Annotated in this window: 20 protein-coding genes; 10 read left to right on the top strand and 10 right to left on the bottom strand. The window is 58.8% G+C overall.

Annotated elements, in window-relative coordinates; genetic code table 11:
* Positions 1 to 18 precede the first annotated feature (18 nt).
* A complete protein-coding gene (gene trpE, locus ACW9HX_RS05005; protein ID WP_457379720.1) occupies positions 19 to 1497 on the top strand; it encodes an anthranilate synthase component I in 1479 nt (492 codons plus the stop codon).
* Positions 1498 to 1566: 69 nt separating this feature from the next.
* On the opposite strand, the gene estP is transcribed toward trpE, so the two are convergent.
* Positions 1567 to 3477 carry an esterase EstP gene (gene estP / locus ACW9HX_RS05000; RefSeq protein ID WP_457379719.1) on the bottom strand — a complete coding sequence of 637 codons (1911 nt, stop codon included), beginning with the start codon at positions 3475 to 3477 and terminating at the stop codon, positions 1567 to 1569.
* A gap of 403 nt (positions 3478 to 3880) precedes the next feature.
* Between estP and ACW9HX_RS04995 the strand changes: the two genes are divergently transcribed.
* From ACW9HX_RS04995 to ACW9HX_RS04980, 4 genes are all read left to right on the top strand, one after another.
* A complete protein-coding gene (locus ACW9HX_RS04995) occupies positions 3881 to 4474 on the top strand; it encodes an aminodeoxychorismate/anthranilate synthase component II (protein WP_457379718.1) in 594 nt (197 codons plus the stop codon).
* Between the two features lie 9 nt (positions 4475 to 4483).
* Entirely contained in the window at positions 4484 to 5533 is a 1050-nt protein-coding gene (gene trpD, locus ACW9HX_RS04990) for an anthranilate phosphoribosyltransferase (protein WP_127647769.1), read from the top strand.
* Positions 5530 to 6366, top strand: coding sequence for an indole-3-glycerol phosphate synthase TrpC (gene trpC, locus ACW9HX_RS04985; protein WP_096817929.1), 837 nt, complete (start codon positions 5530 to 5532; stop codon positions 6364 to 6366). Before trpD ends, trpC begins: the two co-directional genes overlap by 4 nt.
* Positions 6367 to 6501: 135 nt before the next feature.
* Complete coding sequence (locus ACW9HX_RS04980; RefSeq protein ID WP_457379717.1) at positions 6502 to 7200, top strand: lipoate--protein ligase family protein; 699 nt, start codon at positions 6502 to 6504, stop codon at positions 7198 to 7200.
* Between the two features lie 10 nt (positions 7201 to 7210).
* Here ACW9HX_RS04980 and crp read toward each other — a convergent pair whose 3' ends face one another.
* Positions 7211 to 7855 carry a cAMP-activated global transcriptional regulator CRP gene (crp, locus tag ACW9HX_RS04975; protein ID WP_085709238.1) on the bottom strand — a complete coding sequence of 215 codons (645 nt, stop codon included), beginning with the start codon at positions 7853 to 7855 and terminating at the stop codon, positions 7211 to 7213.
* 236 nt (positions 7856 to 8091) lie between these two features.
* On the opposite strand from crp, the gene ACW9HX_RS04970 reads away from it, so the two are divergent.
* A complete protein-coding gene (locus ACW9HX_RS04970) occupies positions 8092 to 8514 on the top strand; it encodes an OsmC family protein (protein ID WP_003228794.1) in 423 nt (140 codons plus the stop codon).
* A 237-nt stretch (positions 8515 to 8751) separates the two neighbouring features.
* A complete protein-coding gene (speD, locus tag ACW9HX_RS04965; RefSeq protein WP_007956315.1) occupies positions 8752 to 9546 on the top strand; it encodes an adenosylmethionine decarboxylase in 795 nt (264 codons plus the stop codon).
* 60 nt (positions 9547 to 9606) lie between these two features.
* Here the strand turns inward: speD and coq7 are convergent, their stop codons facing one another.
* The 6 genes from coq7 to hemJ form a co-directional block, all read right to left on the bottom strand.
* Positions 9607 to 10254: a 2-polyprenyl-3-methyl-6-methoxy-1,4-benzoquinone monooxygenase gene (coq7, locus tag ACW9HX_RS04960; RefSeq protein ID WP_007956317.1), complete on the bottom strand. Its 648-nt coding sequence runs from the start codon at positions 10252 to 10254 to the stop codon at positions 9607 to 9609.
* A 106-nt stretch (positions 10255 to 10360) separates the two neighbouring features.
* Positions 10361 to 10699 carry a histidine triad nucleotide-binding protein gene (locus ACW9HX_RS04955; RefSeq protein WP_003228789.1) on the bottom strand — a complete coding sequence of 113 codons (339 nt, stop codon included), beginning with the start codon at positions 10697 to 10699 and terminating at the stop codon, positions 10361 to 10363.
* An 80-nt stretch (positions 10700 to 10779) separates the two neighbouring features.
* A complete protein-coding gene (locus tag ACW9HX_RS04950; RefSeq protein WP_007956321.1) occupies positions 10780 to 11568 on the bottom strand; it encodes an SDR family NAD(P)-dependent oxidoreductase in 789 nt (262 codons plus the stop codon).
* A 61-nt stretch (positions 11569 to 11629) separates the two neighbouring features.
* Positions 11630 to 12580, bottom strand: a complete 951-nt coding sequence (locus tag ACW9HX_RS04945) for a DUF805 domain-containing protein (RefSeq protein ID WP_457379716.1) — start codon at positions 12578 to 12580, stop codon at positions 11630 to 11632.
* A gap of 94 nt (positions 12581 to 12674) precedes the next feature.
* Entirely contained in the window at positions 12675 to 13643 is a 969-nt protein-coding gene (locus tag ACW9HX_RS04940; RefSeq protein ID WP_457379715.1) for an NAD(P)H-dependent flavin oxidoreductase, read from the bottom strand.
* Positions 13644 to 13676: 33 nt separating this feature from the next.
* Entirely contained in the window at positions 13677 to 14105 is a 429-nt protein-coding gene (gene hemJ / locus ACW9HX_RS04935; protein WP_457379714.1) for a protoporphyrinogen oxidase HemJ, read from the bottom strand.
* Between the two features lie 135 nt (positions 14106 to 14240).
* Here hemJ and argC point away from each other — a divergent pair, with 135 nt between their 5' ends.
* Positions 14241 to 15275 carry an N-acetyl-gamma-glutamyl-phosphate reductase gene (gene argC, locus ACW9HX_RS04930; RefSeq protein WP_457379713.1) on the top strand — a complete coding sequence of 345 codons (1035 nt, stop codon included), beginning with the start codon at positions 14241 to 14243 and terminating at the stop codon, positions 15273 to 15275.
* Between the two features lie 168 nt (positions 15276 to 15443).
* Positions 15444 to 15794, top strand: a complete 351-nt coding sequence (erpA, locus tag ACW9HX_RS04925) for an iron-sulfur cluster insertion protein ErpA (protein ID WP_003228776.1) — start codon at positions 15444 to 15446, stop codon at positions 15792 to 15794.
* A gap of 74 nt (positions 15795 to 15868) precedes the next feature.
* Here erpA and ACW9HX_RS04920 read toward each other — a convergent pair whose 3' ends face one another.
* Together ACW9HX_RS04920 and ACW9HX_RS04915 are read right to left on the bottom strand one after the other, a co-directional pair.
* Positions 15869 to 16960 (bottom strand): anhydro-N-acetylmuramic acid kinase, encoded by a 1092-nt coding sequence (locus ACW9HX_RS04920; RefSeq protein WP_457379712.1) that lies wholly within the window; start codon positions 16958 to 16960, stop codon positions 15869 to 15871.
* A gap of 3 nt (positions 16961 to 16963) precedes the next feature.
* On the bottom strand, positions 16964 to 18388 hold the full coding sequence (locus ACW9HX_RS04915; RefSeq protein WP_457379711.1) for a peptidoglycan DD-metalloendopeptidase family protein: 1425 nt from the start codon (positions 18386 to 18388) through the stop codon (positions 16964 to 16966).
* A gap of 210 nt (positions 18389 to 18598) precedes the next feature.
* Here ACW9HX_RS04915 and tyrS point away from each other — a divergent pair, with 210 nt between their 5' ends.
* On the top strand, positions 18599 to 19798 hold the full coding sequence (gene tyrS, locus ACW9HX_RS04910; RefSeq protein WP_457379710.1) for a tyrosine--tRNA ligase: 1200 nt from the start codon (positions 18599 to 18601) through the stop codon (positions 19796 to 19798).
* The last annotated feature ends 250 nt before the right edge of the window (positions 19799 to 20048 follow it).

Genomic DNA, 20048 nt, shown 5'->3' with positions numbered 1-20048 from the left:
CACACCACGAGGCACCCTATGATCCGCGAAGAATTCCTGCGTCTGGCCGCTGACGGCTACAACCGCATCCCGCTGGCCTGCGAAACCCTGGCCGACTTCGACACCCCGCTGTCGATCTACCTGAAACTGGCCGACCAGCCCAACTCCTACCTGCTCGAATCGGTGCAGGGTGGCGAGAAATGGGGCCGTTACTCGATCATCGGCCTGCCGTGCCGCACCGTGCTGCGGGTGCATGATCATCACGTCAGCATCACCGTCGATGGCGTCGAAACCGAAAGCCATGACGTCGAAGACCCGCTGGCCTTCGTCGAAACCTTCAAGGCCCGCTACAACGTTCCGACTATCGCTGGTCTGCCACGCTTCAATGGCGGCCTGGTGGGTTACTTCGGTTACGACTGTGTGCGCTACGTAGAGAAGCGCCTCGGCAAATGCCCGAACCCGGATCCGCTGGGCGTGCCGGACATTCTGCTGATGGTTTCCGATGCGGTGGTGGTGTTCGACAACCTCGCCGGCAAGATGCACGCGATCGTGCTGGCCGACCCGGCGCAGGCCGATGCCTACGAGCAGGGCCAGGCGCAGTTGCAGCAACTGCTGGAAAAACTGCGTCAGCCGATCACCCCGCGTCGTGGCCTGGATTTCAGCAAGCAGCAGGCCGCCGAGCCGGTGTTCCGTTCCAGCTTCACTCAGGATGACTACGAAAAAGCCGTCGACACCATCAAGGAATACATCCTCGCCGGCGACTGCATGCAGGTCGTGCCGTCACAGCGCATGTCGATCGACTTCAAGGCTGCGCCGATCGATCTGTACCGCGCGCTGCGTTGCTTCAACCCGACGCCGTACATGTACTTCTTCAACTTCGGCGATTTCCACGTCGTCGGCAGTTCTCCGGAGGTGCTGGTACGGGTCGAAGACAACCTGATCACTGTGCGCCCGATTGCCGGCACCCGTCCTCGCGGTGCCACCGAAGAGGCGGACGTGGCGCTGGAAGAAGACCTGCTGTCGGACGACAAAGAGATCGCCGAGCACTTGATGCTGATCGACCTCGGTCGCAACGACACCGGGCGTGTTTCGGAAATCGGTTCGGTGAAGCTCACCGAGAAGATGGTCATCGAGCGTTATTCCAACGTGATGCACATTGTGTCCAACGTTACTGGCCAGCTGAAATCCGGCCTGACGGCGATGGATGCACTGCGGGCGATTCTGCCGGCGGGCACCTTGTCCGGGGCGCCGAAGATCCGCGCGATGGAAATCATCGACGAGCTGGAACCGGTCAAGCGTGGCGTGTATGGCGGCGCAGTCGGTTACTTCGCCTGGAACGGCAACATGGACACGGCAATTGCGATCCGCACTGCAGTGATCAAGAACGGCGAGTTGCACGTGCAGGCCGGTGGCGGAATCGTCGCCGACTCGGTGCCGGCGCTGGAATGGGAAGAAACCATCAACAAACGTCGGGCAATGTTCCGTGCCGTTGCGCTGGCCGAGCAAACCCCGGACTGAGTGATTGATGATTCAGCCATAAAAAAACGCGGCGCCTGTGAGGGCGCCGCGTTTTTTATTGCCTTCTGATCAGAAGTCGAGACTTACGCCAACATTGACCCCTTGCTGGGTAAAGTCGTCATCCTTGCGAATGTTGTAGCTGGCGCGAAGGGCCACTTCCTTGGTGAGGTTGTGGCTGACGCCCAGGTTCAGGCGGTTCAGGTTGGTTTGCGGCGTGTAGCCTTCCAGGGTGTAGCGGTTGTTCGGCAGGCTGTTGAGGTTCATCGTCAGATCCTGGGCGTCGTCGTTGTACTCGCGCTCGTGGGCGAATTCGCCGAAGACCTGGGTCTGTGCGGTGATCTGGTATTTGCCCTGGATACCGAGGCCGAGACGGCGGGAGTTGCGCGATTGGTCATCGAAAGTCAGCGCAGTGGCGTCCGCGCCTTTCTCCGAGTAACCATCGACTTCCACCTTGCCGAAGTCCGCGCTGACGAATGGCGACAGGTGCCATGGGCTGCTGGCCTCTGGCGCGATGTCGTAGCCGACGCGGCCACCGATGGCCAGGACGTAGCCGTCGGTGTCGCCTTTCTCGCCACGTTCGTTGACCCCGAGTTGGAACTTGCGCTTCAGGCTGTCGTAGTCCAGATGCCCCGCAGTAACGGCCAGGTCACCCCACCAGCGGTTTTGCTGGTACTGGGCGAACGCGGTGCCCATGTAGGAGTTGAGCTTGTACTCGGAGTCGTTGTCGCCGGCTTCGATTTTCTGATGATAGAAACCTGCCGCCACACCGACACGCCAGGCGTCGTCGAGGCGGTAGCTGCCACCGATGTTCAGGTTGTAACCATTGCCGTCGGCACTAGCCCCGGCGTGCTGGTCGTCGAAGTCCTGATGCTGGCCGCCGGCGGAGACAATCGCTCGCCATTGACCGACGCCTTGCCAGTTTTCCCAGTCGGCCAGCCATTGATTGCGCAGTTCGTCCTGGTGCGCGCGCAATGTGCCCTGGGCCATTTCCGGCAGCAGGGTCAGCTCCCACGGGGCCGCCAGCAACGAATAGGCGTAGTCGGCAATCAAGCGTTGCCCGGCTTCGGTCGGGTGCACCGAGTCGTTGTAGATCAGCTTGGTCGGATCCGGTGTGGCGCTGTTGATCCCGTACCGGGCATTCTCGGTGCAGCCATCACCGCTGAAGCAGGTGGCGACCAGATTCTGATCGGTGGCCAGACCGAACTGCGCCGGATTGGCAAACGCCTCCTTGAGCAGCACCGGAATGTTCAGCGGAATGACGTTGGCATTGACCGTCTGCAGTTGACTCACCAGCTCGGTGTTGAACTGGGCGCTGAGTTGCGACGTGAAGCTTTGCAGCGGCGAACCGTTGATAGCCGGTGTCAGGCCGATGTCCGGCAGCAGCCAGACCATGATGTAGCGGGCGCCCGCTCCTTGCAGGGTGCGCACGCTGTCGACCAGGCGGTCGGCGGCGGCATTGGCCTGAGGCAGACTGGTGACGCGGCCCTGCAGGAAATCGTTACCCCCTCCGGTCAGGTAATACAGCGCATTCGGGTCGGCGCGAAAGCCGTTCGACGGTAAGTAACCGGCACGGGTGCGTTCACCGCTGGCGGATGTAGTGGTGATCGAATCGAGAATCTGGTCGGTGCGATAGCCGCCGACGGCCCAGTTGTTGCCATCCGGCAAACCCTGGCCGGCGCGTACCGCCGAGTCGGAAGAGGCAGTCTGGTTCGGCGTGAAACCCAATCGGCCGCCGATCAATTGGGTGGCGTTCAGCGAGTAGAACTCTCCGCTGCCGTCCTGGTAGTTCGGGCCGGTGCGGTTGGTGAACCGTTTGACCGATCCTGCCGGGCCGCCGCTGTCGGAGAACGTCCCGGCATCACTGAGGCTGTCGCCGAACACTACGAAGTTCGAATAAGGGTTGGGTGCGGCATTCGCCTGGGCGCAGGCCATCGCGAGCAGGCATCCGGCGAGCGGTACAAACAACGTCTGTTTGATCATGAGCAAGTCCGTTTATTTATTGTTGTATGGAACGAAACGACAGTACCAAAAACTTCCGGCGTTTTGCCATCGGTCGTCAGCCCTCCCATAGTTTTCCCCCCGTCAGGCCCGGCCATATTGCACGCTCTGCCCAGCTAAGTTACTGTGCGGGAACGTATGAACGAGACCTTCCCCGTGTTGATCACCAGCAAACTCCTGGATCAAGTCATCAAGGCACACGCCCGCTGGCGTTGGCGCGCCTGAATCTTTTCTGCCGGCTCCGCCGGATCTGTATCGCTTTGCCTTCCTTGCCCGTTTGAAATGCCGCTTTGCCGTCGCCACTTGCGCGTCCGACATCGTGCAGCGTCCTGGCAAGTCATCCGAAGGCTGTTTCCAAGTCAGAATTCAAGAGGTTCGAAACGCCATGTTGCTGATGATCGACAACTACGACTCCTTTACTTACAACGTTGTGCAATACCTCGGCGAGCTGGGTGCCGAGGTCAAGGTCGTGCGCAACGACGAGCTGACCATCGCCGAAATCGAAGCGCTCAACCCGGAGCGAATTGTGGTGTCCCCCGGTCCGTGCACACCGACCGAAGCCGGTATCTCCATCGAAGCCATCAAGCACTTTGCCGGCAAACTGCCGATCCTCGGCGTCTGCCTCGGCCATCAGTCCATCGGCCAAGCCTTCGGCGGTGACGTGGTACGTGCCCGGCAGGTGATGCACGGTAAGACTAGCCCGGTATTCCACGAGGACAAGGGCGTATTTGAAGGTCTGAATCGCCCGCTGACCGTCACCCGCTATCATTCCCTGATCGTCAAGCACGAGACCTTGCCCGATTGCCTGGAGCTCACCGCTTGGACTCAGCACGATGACGGCTCGGTCGATGAAATCATGGGCCTGCGTCACAAGACCCTGAACATCGAGGGTGTACAGTTCCACCCGGAATCGATCCTCACCGAGCAGGGCCATGAACTGTTCGCCAACTTCCTCAAACAAACCGGCGGCACGCGCTAAGGACTCTCCATGAATATCAAGACAGCCCTGAGCCGTATCGTCGATCACCTCGACCTCAGCACCGATGAAATGCGCGATGTGATGCGCGAAATCATGACCGGCCAATGCACGGACGCGCAGATCGGCGCGTTCATGATGGCGATGCGCATGAAGAGCGAGAGCATCGACGAAATCGTCGGCGCGGTATCGGTAATGCGCGAGTTGGCCGACCAGGTCGAACTCAAGACCCTCGACGGCGTGGTCGATGTGGTCGGCACCGGCGGGGACGGCGCGAACATTTTCAACGTATCCACGGCTTCATCCTTTGTCGTTGCTGCCGCCGGCTGCACCGTGGCCAAGCATGGCAACCGTGCGGTATCGGGCAAGAGCGGCAGCGCCGACCTGCTCGAAGCAGCAGGGATCTACCTCAACCTGACGCCGGTTCAGGTGGCGCGTTGCATCGACAACGTCGGCATCGGTTTCATGTTCGCCCAGACTCATCACAAAGCCATGAAGTACGCCGCCGGCCCGCGCCGCGATCTTGGCCTGCGTACCCTGTTCAACATGCTCGGCCCGCTTACGAATCCGGCCGGCGTCAAACATCAGGTAGTCGGCGTATTCACTCAGGCGCTGTGCCGGCCGTTGGCCGAAGTCTTGCAACGTCTGGGCAGCAAGCATGTGCTGGTGGTGCATTCGAAGGACGGTCTGGACGAATTCAGTCTCGCCGCGCCGACTTATGTGGCCGAGCTGAAGAACAACGAGATCACCGAATATTGGGTCGAGCCGGAAGATCTGGGCATGAAGAGCCAGAGCCTGCACGGTCTGTCGGTCGAAGGCCCGGAAGCTTCGCTGGCGCTGATCCGCGATGCATTGGGCAAGCGCAAGACCGAGAACGGCCAGAAGGCTGCCGAAATGATCGTGCTCAATGCCGGTGCGGCGCTGTACGCCGCCGATCTTGCAACAAGTCTGAAAGAAGGCGTGGCACTTGCCCACGACGCTCTGCACACCGGTCTTGCTCGGGAAAAACTCGAGGAGTTGGGTGCCTTTACCGCGGTATTCAAAGTGGAGAATGAGGGATGAGTGTACCGACGGTTCTGGAAAACATTCTGGCCCGCAAGGTTCAGGAAGTCGCCGAGCGTAGCGCCCGTGTGAGCCTGAGCGAGCTGGAAAGTCTGGCCAAGGCGGCCGATGCACCCCGCGGTTTTGCCCGTGCCTTGCTGGCCCAGGCCAAGAAAAAACAACCGGCCGTGATTGCCGAAATCAAGAAGGCTTCGCCGAGCAAAGGCGTGATCCGTGAGAACTTCGTTCCTGCCGACATCGCCAAAAGCTACGAGAAGGGCGGGGCGACCTGCCTGTCGGTGCTGACCGACATCGACTACTTCCAGGGCGCCGATGCTTACCTGCAACAGGCTCGTGCCGCGTGCTCGCTGCCGGTGATCCGCAAGGACTTCATGATTGATCCGTACCAGATCGTCGAAGCCCGTGCCCTGGGCGCCGATTGTGTGTTGCTGATCGTTTCCGCACTGGATGACGTGAAAATGGCCGAGCTGGCTTCGGTGGCCAAAGGCGTCGGTCTTGATGTGCTGGTGGAAGTCCACGACGGCGATGAGCTGGAGCGCGCACTGAAAACCCTCGACACGCCGTTGGTCGGGGTCAACAACCGCAACCTGCACACCTTCGACGTGAGTCTGGAAACCACCCTCGACTTGTTGCCACGCATTCCGCGCGATCGCCTGGTGATCACCGAGAGCGGGATCCTCAACCGTGCCGACGTAGAGCTGATGGAAATCAGCGACGTTTATGCGTTCCTGGTGGGCGAAGCGTTCATGCGTGCGGAAAGCCCGGGCATTGAGCTTCAACGTCTGTTCTTCCCGGAGCGTGGTGTTCCGGTGAGCGGTTCGACCCTCGACTGATTCATTCAGACCGAGTCGACTCATTCTCGAGCAAGCCCGCTCCCATATTAGGAATGCATTTCTCCTGTGGGAGCGGGCTTGCTCGCGAAGAGGCCATAAGATTCACCACAGACTGATCGTCTAACGGACTTCTTTATGACTCCAGTTTCCCTGCCCATCGAAGCCGGCCTGCAAGCCGAACAGGATCTGCTGGCCTCGGTCTGCGCCGGTGATGCCGAATTCGGTCTGCTGTTCTGGCAGCCGAGCGATCACGCTCTGGTCATGCCCCGCCGCTTGAACCGCCTCCCCGGCTTCGATCACGCCTGTAAAGTCTCCGATGATGCCGGTTGGCCGGTATTGCTGCGTGAAACCGGCGGCGAACCGGTCCCGCAATCGGCTTCGACCCTCAACATTGCACTGGTTTACGCACCGCCTCGCAGCGAAGGCGATCTGAATCGCATCGAAACCGGTTACCGGCGTCTGTGTGATCCGATCTGTCAGTTGCTGGATGAGTTGGGCGGCACGTCTTCGCTGGGTGAAATCGACGGCGCGTTCTGCGACGGTCGTTTCAACGTCAACCTTGACGGTCGCAAGATGGTTGGCACCGCCCAGCGCTGGCGCCAGAGTCAGGGCGGTCAGCGCCCGGTGGGATTGGTGCACGGTGCGATGTTGCTGGATGACGAGCGCGAATCGATGGTCGCGGCGGTCAACCGCTTCAACGAGGCGTGCGGCCTGGAGCAACGGGTACGCGCTGCCAGCCACATCGCGCTGCATGAAAAATTTCCGGCGCCGGATGCGCTGGCGCGACTCGATGAGCTCTTTCGTTTGATGCTGGCGCAGATCTACGCGAGCTGAGCTTTCGAACTCAGCGTGTGCCGAAGACCACCATGGTCTTGCCTTTGACATCCACCAGGTTGCGCTCCTCAAGGTCCTTGAGCACGCGGCCGACCATCTCCCGTGAGCACCCGACAATCCGCCCGATTTCCTGGCGGGTTACCTTGATCTGCATGCCGTCCGGGTGAGTCATCGCATCAGGCTGTTTGCACAGCTCCAACAGGCAGCGGGCTACGCGGCCGGTGACGTCGAAGAACGCCAGATCGCCGACCTTGCGCGTGGTGTTGCGCAATCGTTGTGCGATTTGTCCGCTGAGCACGTAAAGAATGTCTGGATCCTGCTGCGACAACTCACGGAATTTGGCGTAGCTGATTTCCGCGACTTCGCACTCGACCTTGGCCCGCACCCAGGCGCTGCGCTCCTGTTCCTGGCCGGCCTGTTCGAACAGGCCCAGCTCGCCGAAGAAGTCCCCGGCATTCAGGTAAGCGATGATCATCTCGCGGCCGTCGTCATCCTCGATCAGGATCGTGACCGAACCGCGGATGATGAAGTACAGCGTGTCCGAGCGATCCCCGGCGCAGATGATGTTGCTCTTGGCCGCATGGCGCCGCCGCTGGCAATGCATCAGCAGCTTGTCGAGGTTTTTGATTTTGGGTGTGGGGGTAATACCAACCATGGTTGTATCCCGAAAAGACTGCACGGTTATATTTGGTTTTTATATGAGGCGCTGGGGCGATCGCTACAAATACTGACTGGGCGCCAGTGAATTGGCGCCAGCTTACCAGACACTTCGTCGAAAATTCGAGAAATTACCTACGCAGTAGAGGCATCGGTCCTAGGATCACCGCTCGCAGTCAAACCGGGGCCCTGTGCTAAGCTGGCGACCCTTTTTTCTACAGTGGAGTCTTGGCGATGAAGGCACGCATCCAATGGGCTGGCGAAGCCATGTTCCTCGGCGAATCCGGCAGCGGTCATGTCGTGGTCATGGACGGTCCGCCGGACGCCGGTGGTCGTAATCTGGGTGTTCGCCCGATGGAAATGCTCCTGCTGGGCGTGGGCGGTTGCAGCAACTTCGACGTGGTCAGCATTCTGAAGAAGTCCCGTCAGGCGGTTGAAAGCTGCGAAGCGTTCCTGGAAGCCGAGCGCGCGACCGAAGATCCGAAGGTATTCACCAAGATCCACATGCACTTCGTGGTCAAGGGCCGTGGCCTGAAAGAAGCCCAGGTCAAACGCGCCATCGAGTTGTCGGCGGAGAAGTATTGCTCGGCCTCGATCATGCTCGGCGCGGCCGGCGTGGCAATCACCCACGACTATGAAATCGTCGAACTCGGCTGAGCCGACATTCAACTATCATAAAAGCAGTGCAGACTCTGGCGATCCCCCGCTGACGTCTGCATAATGCGCCACTTTTTTCAGGGCAGTGATCGGTCAAACGACGGGTCGTCCGCCTGAACAGATAACCAAAATCGCCATCGCGAAGAGGTGTTAACCGTCCTACGCAGGTGCGTTGTTCGCACTTGACGGGCATGCTTGATCACGCGGCCGGGCCGCATACATAGAGAGTTTTTAACGGTGAAAAGCAAACTCAAGCTCCACGGGTTCAATAACCTGACAAAGACCTTGAGCTTCAACATCTATGACATCTGCTACGCGGAAACCCCGCAAGACCAGCAGGCTTACGTCGAGTACATCAATCAAGAGTACAACGCGGAACGCCTGACGCAGATCCTCACGGAAGTTGTCGAAATCATTGGTGCCAACATTCTGAACATTGCCAGTCAGAACTATGAGCCTCAGGGTGCCAGCGTCACGATTCTGATCTCGGAAGAACCGGTCACCCCGACCGAAAGCCAGATCGAAGAGTCGCCGGGTCCGCTGCCGGAAATCATCCTGGCCCACCTCGACAAGAGTCATATCACGGTGCATACCTACCCGGAAATTCATCCGGACGCCGGTATTGCGACTTTCCGTGTGGACATCGACGTTTCGACCTGTGGAGTCATTTCACCGCTCAAAGCGCTCAACTTCCTGATTCACCAGTTCGATTCGGACATCGTGACCGTGGATTACCGTGTGCGCGGCTTCACCCGTGACGTTGAAGGCAACAAGCACTTCATCGACCACGAGATCAACTCGATCCAGAACTACCTTTCCGAAGACACCCGCGACGCGTACCAGATGACCGACGTGAACGTGTACCAGGAAAACCTGTTCCACACCAAAATGCTGCTGAAGAACTTCGAACTGGATAACTACCTGTTCGGCGATGCCACCAGCAATCTGTCCTCTGAGCAACGCGCTCAGGTGACCGAGCGTGTGAAGCACGAAATGCTGGAAATCTTCTACGCACGCAATATGCCGAGCTAAGAAGTCCAGGCACAAAAAAGGCGACTGCTTTGCGGCAGTCGCCTTTTTTATGGGCGTTTTTCAGATTCGATAAGTGCTCTTGGTCATCACTTTGGCCAGCAGACTCATCCCGAACTTCACCGGTGCCGGGAAGCGGAATCCGCCGGCTTCCAATGCGCTTTCCGCGTGATGTTCTTCATCTATACGCATCTGTTCCAGAATCGCCCGGGATTTCTCATCCTCGGCCGGCAGTTGTTCCAGATGTTCGTTCAAGTGCTTGCACACCTGATGCTCGGTCGCCGCGACAAAGCCGAGGCTGACTTTGTCGCTGATCAGCCCGGCGACTGCGCCGATCCCGAACGACATGCCATAGAACAGTGGATTGAGCACGCTGGTGTGGCTGCCCAACTGATGAATGCGCTGTTCGCACCAGACCAGATGATCAATTTCCTCTTCGGCCGCATGCTCCATGGCCTCGCGCACCTGCGGCAGCTTGGCGGTCAGGGCCTGGCCCTGATACAGCGCCTGGGCACAGACTTCGCCGGTATGGTTGATGCGCATCAGGCCGGCGACGTGGCGGGTGTCTTCGTCGCTCATCTGCACGTCGGGCTGCACGATGGCCGGCGACGGGCGGTACGGCTGGCCGCTGAAGGGCAGCAGGGTTCGCATCGCGGCATCGGCTTGCAGCAGAAGACGGTCAATTGGCGAATAGTGACGTTGGGTAGTCATGCTGACCTCCGGGAAGAATCTCGGCGGCCAGTTTAACCGAATCGGCCGGGGAAGGTTTGCGCTGGGTCATGTGGGAGCAGGGCGCTCCCACAGATCTTGAGGTCGATCAGCCCGGTGGCCAGTTCATCTGACGCTGACCGAGTACGTGCATATGAATGTGGTAGACCGTCTGCCCACCCTTTTCATTACAGTTCATCACCACCCGGAAGCCTTCTTCGCAACCCAGTTCCAGTGCCAGACGCTGGGCAGTGAACAGGATGTGTCCGGCCAGTGCCTTGTCGTCTTCGGTCAGGTCGTTGAGGGTGCGCACCGGTTTCTTCGGGATCACCAGAAAATGCACCGGTGCCTGCGGGGCGATGTCGTGGAACGCCAGAACCTGGTCGTCCTCGTAGATGATCTTCGCCGGTATCTCCCGGTTGATGATCTTGGTGAACAGAGTATCCACAGCTGTTTTCTCCGTTGTGTGAGCTGGCCTGAGTGTACTCATGAGGTATAAGTCCGCCCAGTGTTTTACCGTAGGACGATTCAGCGAGGGCAGTAAGCTTTGTTAACCATGCCGACGATGGTGCGGTTTAGCCAGCGCGAACCCAGTCGTGGCAGAAAGGCGAACCAGCGGTTTCTGCGCCCGGGAATGATGATCGCGCGGTTTTTCTCCAGCGCGCGCACGGTATACAGCGCGACCTCTTCGGGGCTCATCAGCAGTTTGCTGGCGTTGAGTTTGTCGTTGTTCAGTTGCGCGGTGCGAAAGAACGCCGTGCGCGTCGGCCCTGGGCAGAGCACCGAAACTTTCACGGCGCACTTTTTCAGTTCCACCCGCAGTGCTTCGGAAAAGTGCAGAACGTAGGCTTTGCTGGCGTAGTAAGTGCTCATCCACGGACCGGGATTGAATGCCGCCACCGATGCCACATTGAGAATCTGCCCGCCACCCTGCAGGGCCATGCTGTTGCCGATCGCGTGGCACAGGCGGGTGAGGGCGAGGATGTTCACTTCGATCAGATCCTGCTCGGTCATCCAGTCCTGGGCCAGGAACGGACCGCACGTGCCGATACCGGCGCAGTTCACCAGCAGATCGATCTGCCGGTCACCTTCTTCCAGTTCCAGCAGGAACCCGGACAGGCGCAACGGCTCACCCAGGTCGCAGGCACGGAACAGCACCTCCACGCCGAAGCGCTGGGTCAGTTCAATCGCAATGCTTTCCAGCTGATCACGCTGTCGGGCCACCAGAATCAGGCTGCGGCCACGGCGGGCCAGGGCTTCGGCCATGGCCAGGCCGATACCGCTGGAGGCGCCAGTGATCAGAGCGTAACGGGTCATGCAGTTCTCCATCGCAACAGCTCCGCGCCGTGGACGCAGGTGTCACGGCGGGGAGCGCTGTTCATTCTTTCGCAGAGTCTACAGGGGCCGGTGCGGCTTCGGCTGCATCGTCCACCGAATTCGGCACGGGCTCGGCTTCGACATCGACTTCATCGGCGGTCACCGAGCCGCTTTCATAACTGCTTTCGAGGCTGGTTTCGTACTCCTGCTGGATTGCGGAGATCCCGCCCAGCATTCCGCCGACGAAGAACAGCCCGATAAACACGATCCACAGCGAGCACAGCACTTTGACGGCGGTGCTGTTCGGTGGTGGCGGTGGGCCGTAGCGATTGGCGCCGGTATTGCCCGGCATGACCATGATCACCAGCGGGAAGAAGCTGCCCACGAACGGTACCAGGGTCAGCAGCCAGAGCCAGCCTGACCAGCCAATATCGTGCAGACGCTGAATGCTGAACAGGATGCCGACGATCGCGAAGGCCAGGAACAGGAAGAAGGCGAAGATACCGCCAATGATCAGGCCGGAGGTCGAATCGGCGCTCACCAGGCCCAGACCGATCAGCGCGAAAACGCCGATGATCGGCAGGGTCACCAGACTCAGTACCATTGACCATGCCAGGTAGCGCAGGCGTCCGATCCGTCCTTCGACGCTCAATGGCTTGAGGGCGGCGAATTCCGGCAGTTGTTCACCGACACTGGCTCGGGGTGGGGCATAGGGGGAATCAGGTTCTGCGAGGCTGGCGGAGTGTTCCTGTACATCGGACAGATTCAGTTCAATGGCTGTTTCCGTCTCGATCCGGGCATCGATCCCTGTCTTGCCCAAGGCTTGCAGATAAGCCTGGGCGTCACTGTGTGACAGATCGCGTTTGAGGGCAACGGCGCGCCCATTGAACAGGCGCTCAATGGCGGCCACGTCACTTTTGAACAGATCGGCCAGGTTGAGTTTGGCCGTGGTGATATCGACGCCGGGCTGTAGAGCTCCGTCGAATACGATCTTGTAACGCGGTTCGCTCATGACCGAGGCATCCTTGTCGCGAAAGAAATTGAATTGAAACGTGTTGCACTCGCCAAGTGTAAGGCCAGTCGGAGGGCGACTGGCCGGAATTTTCTCAGCGCGGCCAGCGTTTCGGAAGTTGCGCTGCGTGCTCCAGGGCTTGGCGATACTCGGCATCGAGGCGCGCCACCAGTTGGTCAACGCTCGGCAGATCCTCGATTTCGCCTACGCCCTGGCCAGCGGACCACACGGTTTTCCAGGCTTTGGCTTCATCATTGATTGGCTTGAGCTTGTCGCCGAAGTTCACTTCACCCTTGCCTTGCAGCGCAGCCATGTCGAAACCTGCGGCTTCCAGGCTTTGACGCATGAAGCTGGCCGGTACTCCAGACACGGCAGGAGTATGAATGATGTCCGCTGCCTTGGCCGTCAGGAGCATCTCCTTGTAGGCGTCGGGCGCATGGCTTTCAGTCGTACCGATGAATCGCGTACCGAAGTAGGCCAAATCCGCACCGAGCAGTTGCGCGGCGAGAATCTCATGGCCGTGGTTCAAACATCCTGCGAGCAACAGCGTCTTGTCGAAGAACTGCCGAATCTCGGCGATCAGCGAGAATGGGCTCCAAGTGCCGGCATGTCCACCGGCACCGGCCGCCACGGCGATCAAACCATCGACGCCAGCCTCGGCGGCTTTTTCCGCATGACGGCGAGTCGTCACATCGTGGAATACCAGACCGCCGTAGCGGTGCACCGCATCTACCAGCTCTTTTACCGCGCCGAGGCTGGTGATGACGATAGGTACCTTGTGCTCGACGCAAATGTTCAGATCCGCCTCCAGACGCGGATTGCTCTTGTGAACAATCAGGTTCACGGCATAAGGCGCCGGGTTATCCAGTGTCGCCAGTCCCGCTTCGATCTGTTCCAGCCAGGCCTTGAACCCGCTGCTCTCGCGTTGGTTGAGCGCCGGAAAGCTGCCCACCACGCCATTGCGACAGCACGCGAGCACCAGTTCTGGATTGGAAATCAGGAACATCGGCGCGGCCACTACGGGCAAGCGCAGACGTTGTTCGAGCAGTGTGGGCAGCGACATCGGAAGTACCCCGGAAAGTTGAACCAGTTGAAGTTAGAACGGCTTGACCACGACCAGAATTACGATAGCCAGCAATATCAGAACCGGCACTTCATTGAACCAGCGATAAAAGACATGGCTGCGGGTGTTCTCGCCACGAGCGAAACGTTTTACCTGTGCCCCGCACATGTGGTGATAACCGATCAGCAGCACGACCAGGGTCAGTTTGGCGTGGATCCAGCCACCGGTGCTGAAGATGCCCGGGTTCAGGTAAATCAGCCAGCCGCCGAAGATCAGCGTGGCGACCATCGCCGGACCCATGATGCCGCGATACAGTTTGCGCTCCATGATGCTGAAGCGTTCCTTGCTGATCGTGTCTTCACTTTGCGCGTGATAAACGAACAGTCGCGGCAGGTAGAACAGGCCGGCAAACCAGCACACGATGCTGACGATATGAAGCGCTTTGATCCATAGATAGAGCATTTTTGGTTTTTCCCTCATTCACGGTAGGCCGGATAGTAGAGGCTTGAGCGTCCGCACGTCACCTTGACGGTTGTCGCAGGGGCGCGCGGCCCCTATTATCGACGGCTTTCCAGTGGGTTCGTTGAGGGCAGGTTTATGGTCAAGGTCGGTATCGTCGGCGGCACGGGTTACACAGGTGTCGAACTGCTGCGTCTGTTGGCACAGCATCCGCAGGCAGAAGTGGTTGTGATCACTTCCCGATCCGAGGCCGGTCTGGCCGTGGCTGATATGTATCCGAACCTGCGCGGCCATTACGACGGTCTGGCATTCAGCGTGCCGGACATCAAGACCCTGGGCGCCTGCGACGTGGTGTTCTTCGCCACTCCGCACGGCGTTGCCCACGCATTGGCTGGTGAATTGCTGGCGGCGGGCACCAAGGTCATCGATCTGTCGGCGGACTTCCGTCTGCAGGACGCGGATGAATGGGCCAAGTGGTACGGCCAGCCGCACGGTGCACCGGAGCTTCTGGACGAAGCGGTTTACGGCTTGCCGGAAGTCAACCGTGAGCAAATCAAGAAAGCGCGCTTGATCGCGGTGCCGGGTTGCTATCCGACCGCAACGCAGCTGGGTTTCCTGCCGTTGCTTGAAGCAGGTCTGGCCGATACTTCGCTGCTGATCGCTGACTGCAAGTCCGGCGTCAGCGGTGCCGGTCGTGGTGCTGCCGTAGGCTCGCTGTACTCCGAGACGTCGGAAAGCATGAAGGCTTATGCGGTGAAAGGTCACCGTCATTTGCCGGAAATCCGTCAGGGGCTGCGTCGTGCGGCGGGCAAGGATGTTGGCCTGACTTTCGTGCCGCACCTGACGCCGATGATCCGTGGCATTCACTCCACGCTCTATGCGACCGTGGTTGATCGCTCGGTCGATCTGCAGGCGCTGTTCGAGAAGCGTTATGCCAATGAACCGTTCGTCGACGTGATGCCGGCCGGCAGCCATCCGGAAACCCGTAGCGTGCGTGGCGCCAATGTCTGCCGTATCGCCGTTCACCGTCCGCAGGATGGTGATCTGGTGGTGGTGCTGTCGGTGATCGACAACCTGGTCAAGGGCGCGTCCGGTCAGGCGGTGCAGAACATGAACATTCTGTTCGGTCTGGATGAGCGCTTTGGTCTGTCCCACGCTGGCATGCTGCCGTAACGACTGATCTTGCTTGGTAAAAAGGCCCGTTTGACGGGCCTTTTTGCATTCTGGGTCGCTGATCGCTTTTATTGATATACCGTAACAATAGTTGACCGATTTTCTAGGACAAGCGGATAATGCGCGTCATCACGCATTATGGCGGCGTAACGCCGGGAGAAAGTCAGCATGAGCGTCGAATCCTTCACCCCCACGGCTTTGCAATTCACCCAGGGTGCCGCGCACAAGGTGAAGAGCCTGGTCGATGAAGAGGGGAATGATCGCTTGAAGCTGCGCGTATTCGTTACGGGCGGCGGTTGTTCAGGGTTTCAATACGGCTTCACCTTCGATGAAGATGTGGCCGAGGACGACACCATCGTCGAGCGCGAGGGCGTCAGTCTGGTGGTTGACCCGATGAGCTTCCAGTATCTCGCAGGTGCCGAGGTGGACTACCAGGAAGGTCTGGAAGGTTCGCGGTTCGTGATCAAGAACCCGAATGCCACCACGACTTGTGGTTGCGGCTCCTCGTTCTCGATCTGATCTCGCTTCACTGTGCACAATGAAACGCCGCAGAACTTCACAGTTCTGCGGCGTTTTGTTATCTGCGTTTTGTCTTAGTTGGGGTAGATGGCGCCGAGTACGCGCAAGCCTTTTGCACCGGTGACGCTGGGGCGATTGGCGGTGATGCCCTCCAGGCAGCAATGGGCCAGCCAGGCAAAGGCCATGGCTTCGACCCAGTCTGGGTCGACGCCATAGGTCGCGGTGCTGGCGACTTTCGTGTTGGGCAGCAGGTCGGCCAGGCGCTTCATCAGCGTAGCGTTGTGGGCGCCGCCGCCGCAGACCAGGAGTTCTTCAGTATTCGTTTGAGCGCTTTGCAGTGATTCGATGATGGTCAGTGCCGTCAGTTCGAGCAGCGTTGCCTGTACGTTTTCGGGAGCGAAATCCGGCAGACGCGACAGTTGCTGTTCAAGCCAGCGCAGGTTGAACACTTCCCGACCGGTACTCTTTGGGCCTTTGGTCGAGAAGAAGGTATCGCTCAGCAATGCCTTGAGCAGGATTGGCTCAACCTTGCCGCTGGCTGCCCATTGGCCATTGCGATCATAGTTTTCGCCACGCTGTTGGTGAATCCAGGCATCCATCAGCACATTCCCAGGCCCACAGTCGAAACCGGCTACAGGCTTGTTCGGCTCAATCAGGCTGAGATTGCTGAAACCGCCGACATTCAGGACTGCGCGGTTACCGGTACGCTCTTCGAACAACGCTTCATGGAAGGCTGGAACCAGAGGGGCACCTTGGCCGCCGGCGGCTACATCGCGACTGCGGAAGTCGCTGACGACCGTGATGCCGGTCAGCTCGGTCAGCAGGGCAGGGTTGCCGATCTGTACGGTGAAACCGCGTGCCGGCTCATGGCGAATGGTCTGGCCGTGGCTGCCGATCGCGCGAATGGCGCCCGGGTTGAGCTGTTGCTGCTCGAGCAGGGTATGGATGCCTTCGGCTGCAAGTCTCACCCAGTTCTGCTGGGCAATGGCCGAGCGGGCGATCTCGTCGGGGCCGCTGGCGCACAAGCCAAGCAGCTCGGCGCGCAGGGAGTCAGGCATGGGAATGTAGTGCGTGGCGATCAGATTGATCGCCGAAGTCTGCTCGATCAGGGCGATGTCCAGACCGTCGAGGCTGGTCCCGGACATCACGCCGATATAGAGAGCCATTGCTTAACGCTTGCTCGAAGCCAGCATGGTGGCCTTCTCTTGATCCATGCGCGCCATCAGCGGCTGGCTCTGCGCCAGGAAGCGGGCTCGCTCGGACTTGGCGATAGGATCGGCCATTGGCAGTTTCTGGCCCAATGGATCGACATGAACGCCGTTGACCTGGAACTCATAGTGCAGGTGTGGGCCGGTGGACAGGCCGGTGGTGCCGATGTAGCCGATCACCTGGCCCTGCTTGACGGTACCGCCGGTTTTCACGCCTTTGGCGAAACCTTGCATATGGCCATACAGCGTGCGGTAGGTATTGCCGTGCTGAATGATCACCGTGTTGCCGTAACCGCCACGACGACCGGCCAGCAATACTTTGCCGTCACCGGCAGCCTTGATTGGCGTGCCGCGTGGGGCGGCGTAGTCGACACCTTTGTGGGCGCGGATCTTGTTGAGGATCGGGTGTTTGCGGCCCATGGAAAACTTGGAGCTGATGCGGGCGAAGTCCACCGGCGTGCGGATGAACGCCTTGCGCATGCTGTTGCCATCGGCGGTGTAGTAGCTGCTGTTGCCCTGCTTGTTGGTGTAACGCACTGCGGTGTAGGTCTTGCCGCGGTTGGTGAACCGGGCGGAAAGGATCGGGCCATTACCGACGGCTTTTCCATTGACCACTTTCTGTTCGTAGATCACGTCGAACTCGTCACCCTGGCGGATATCCTGGGCGAAGTCGACGTCGTAGCCGAAGACGCTAGCCATATCCATGGTCAGGCTATGGGACAGGCCGGCGCGGGCGGCGGACTGTGACAGTGAGCTGTTGATCACGCCGTGGACATAGGCGGTGCGAACGGTAGGTTTTGTGGTTACGCGGTTGAAGACGTAACCCTTGTCGTTCTTGGTCAGGGTGATGGTTTCAACGTCGCTGACCTTGCTGTGCAGATTGGTCAGTTGACCTTGTGGGTTGAGTTCGAATTCGAGTTTCTGGCCGTGTTTGAGCTGGCTGAACTGCTTCGCCTGTTTGTCGCTGGCCAGAACTTCGTGCACGGCAGCGGCGGGAAGGCCAACCTTCTCGAACAATGTCGAAAGGGTATCGCCCTTGGAGACGATCACTTCCCTGTGGCCCGGAGCCTTCTTTTCAGGAGCAACCGGTGCTGGCGCTGGCGCGGCCTGGGCGGTTTGAGGTGCGTCTTCTGCGCTGTTTTCGATCTGCGCGAAGGGCGAAGCTACTGGCTCATTTGTGGCTTGAGCCGCGTCAGCTGCGTCTTGATCTTGTGTCAGTTGTTCGGCAGGACTTTCCAGTTCAAGGCTCAGGGTTGTCTTTTTGGCTTCAACATCACTGGAAGGAAATACCAGGAGCGCCAGGCTGAGAAGGGCGGCAATCCCACTTGCGGCAAGCAGGTGAGTCTTCGGGTAAAGCGGTGGCGCTTTAGACGGTTCAGTGGTCATAAGTAGTTTTGACTTTGAAAAGATGAATTGGAAAAGATGAATGACATGATGAAGATGAAATAACTGTATAAAATATAACCAAATCATCGCTGAGGCAAGTCCGCAGGCATCTCGTCTGCGGATTGGTGTCCGTGCGCCGGGCAAAACTTGTAATTGGTGCGCGATCTTGTATGGTTGGTTCCCTTTGAATCTGAGCCTTGCGGGTCTGTTATGAAGTCGGTTGAAGAGCAGCTAGCGCTGATTAAACGTGGTGCGGAAGAATTGTTGGTCGAGTCCGAGCTGATCGAAAAGCTCAAGCGTGGCCAGCCGCTGCGAATCAAGGCCGGCTTCGATCCAACGGCGCCGGATCTGCACCTTGGTCACACTGTGCTTATTAATAAGCTGCGTCAGTTCCAGGAGCTGGGGCATCAGGTGATCTTCCTGATTGGTGACTTCACCGGGATGATCGGTGATCCGAGTGGCAAGAGTGCAACTCGTCCGCCGCTGACCCGTGAGCAGGTTCTGGAAAACGCCGAGACCTACAAGACTCAGGTCTTCAAGATTCTTGATCCGGCGAAAACAGAAGTCGCGTTCAACTCCACCTGGATGGATCAGATGGGGCCTGCAGACTTTATTCGTCTGACTTCGCAATACACCGTTGCTCGTATGCTCGAGCGTGATGACTTCGACAAGCGCTACACCACCAATCAGCCAATCGCCATTCATGAGTTCCTCTATCCGCTGGTTCAGGGGTATGACTCGGTTGCATTGCGTGCGGATGTTGAGCTGGGTGGTACCGATCAGAAGTTCAACCTGCTGATGGGGCGCGAGCTGCAGCGTGGTTATGGTCAGGAAGCTCAGTGCATTCTGACGATGCCGCTGCTCGAGGGGTTGGATGGTGTGAAGAAGATGTCCAAGTCGTTGGGCAACTACGTCGGTATCCAGGAAGCGCCGGGTGTCATGTATAGCAAGCTGGTTTCGATTCCGGATGCATTGATGTGGCGTTACTTCGAGCTGCTCAGCTTCCGTTCGATGGATGAGATCAATGCTTTCCGTGCTGATGTAGAGGCGGGTGCCAATCCTCGCGATATCAAGATCAAGCTGGCTGAAGAAATTGTTGCGCGTTTTCATGGTGAAGAGGCAGCTGCAAATGCTCACCGTGGTGCGGGTAACCGTATGAAGGATGGCGAGTTGCCGGATGATTTGCCGGAAGTCGAGCTGACTGCTGCCGAAGACATGCCGATTGCTGCCGTCCTTAATAAGGCTGGCCTGGTGAAGAACTCGGCGGCTGCTCGTGATCTGCTGGCTTCTGGTGGTGTGCGTGTAGATGGTGAGGTTGTTGATCGCTCCTTTATATGCGTGCTGGGTGCGACTCATGTTTGCCAGGCTGGCAAGAAGGCTTTTGCACGGATTACGCTGAAATCCGAGTAAGGTTGAAATTAGGGGTTGACGGCAGATTCTGGAGGCCTATAATTCGCCCCACTTCCGGCGCAGTTGAAACGGAAAACTCCTTGAGATTCAACGAGTTATGCAGTTTTCGACAGCGGCTTGCTTCAGATCATCGAAGCCTGGAAGGAGTTGGGAATGCCGGTTTTGCTGGCGCTTTCAACGGTTCGATCGTCTCGGTCGAAAGCGGAGAAAAAGAGGTGTTGACAGCAGCGTGTAACGCTGTAGAATTCGC

It is taken from the genome of Pseudomonas sp. SDO52101_S400 (assembly GCF_054071635.1).
The sequence above is the reverse complement of the archived record's forward strand: the minus strand, read 5'-3'. Positions and strand labels throughout refer to the sequence as shown.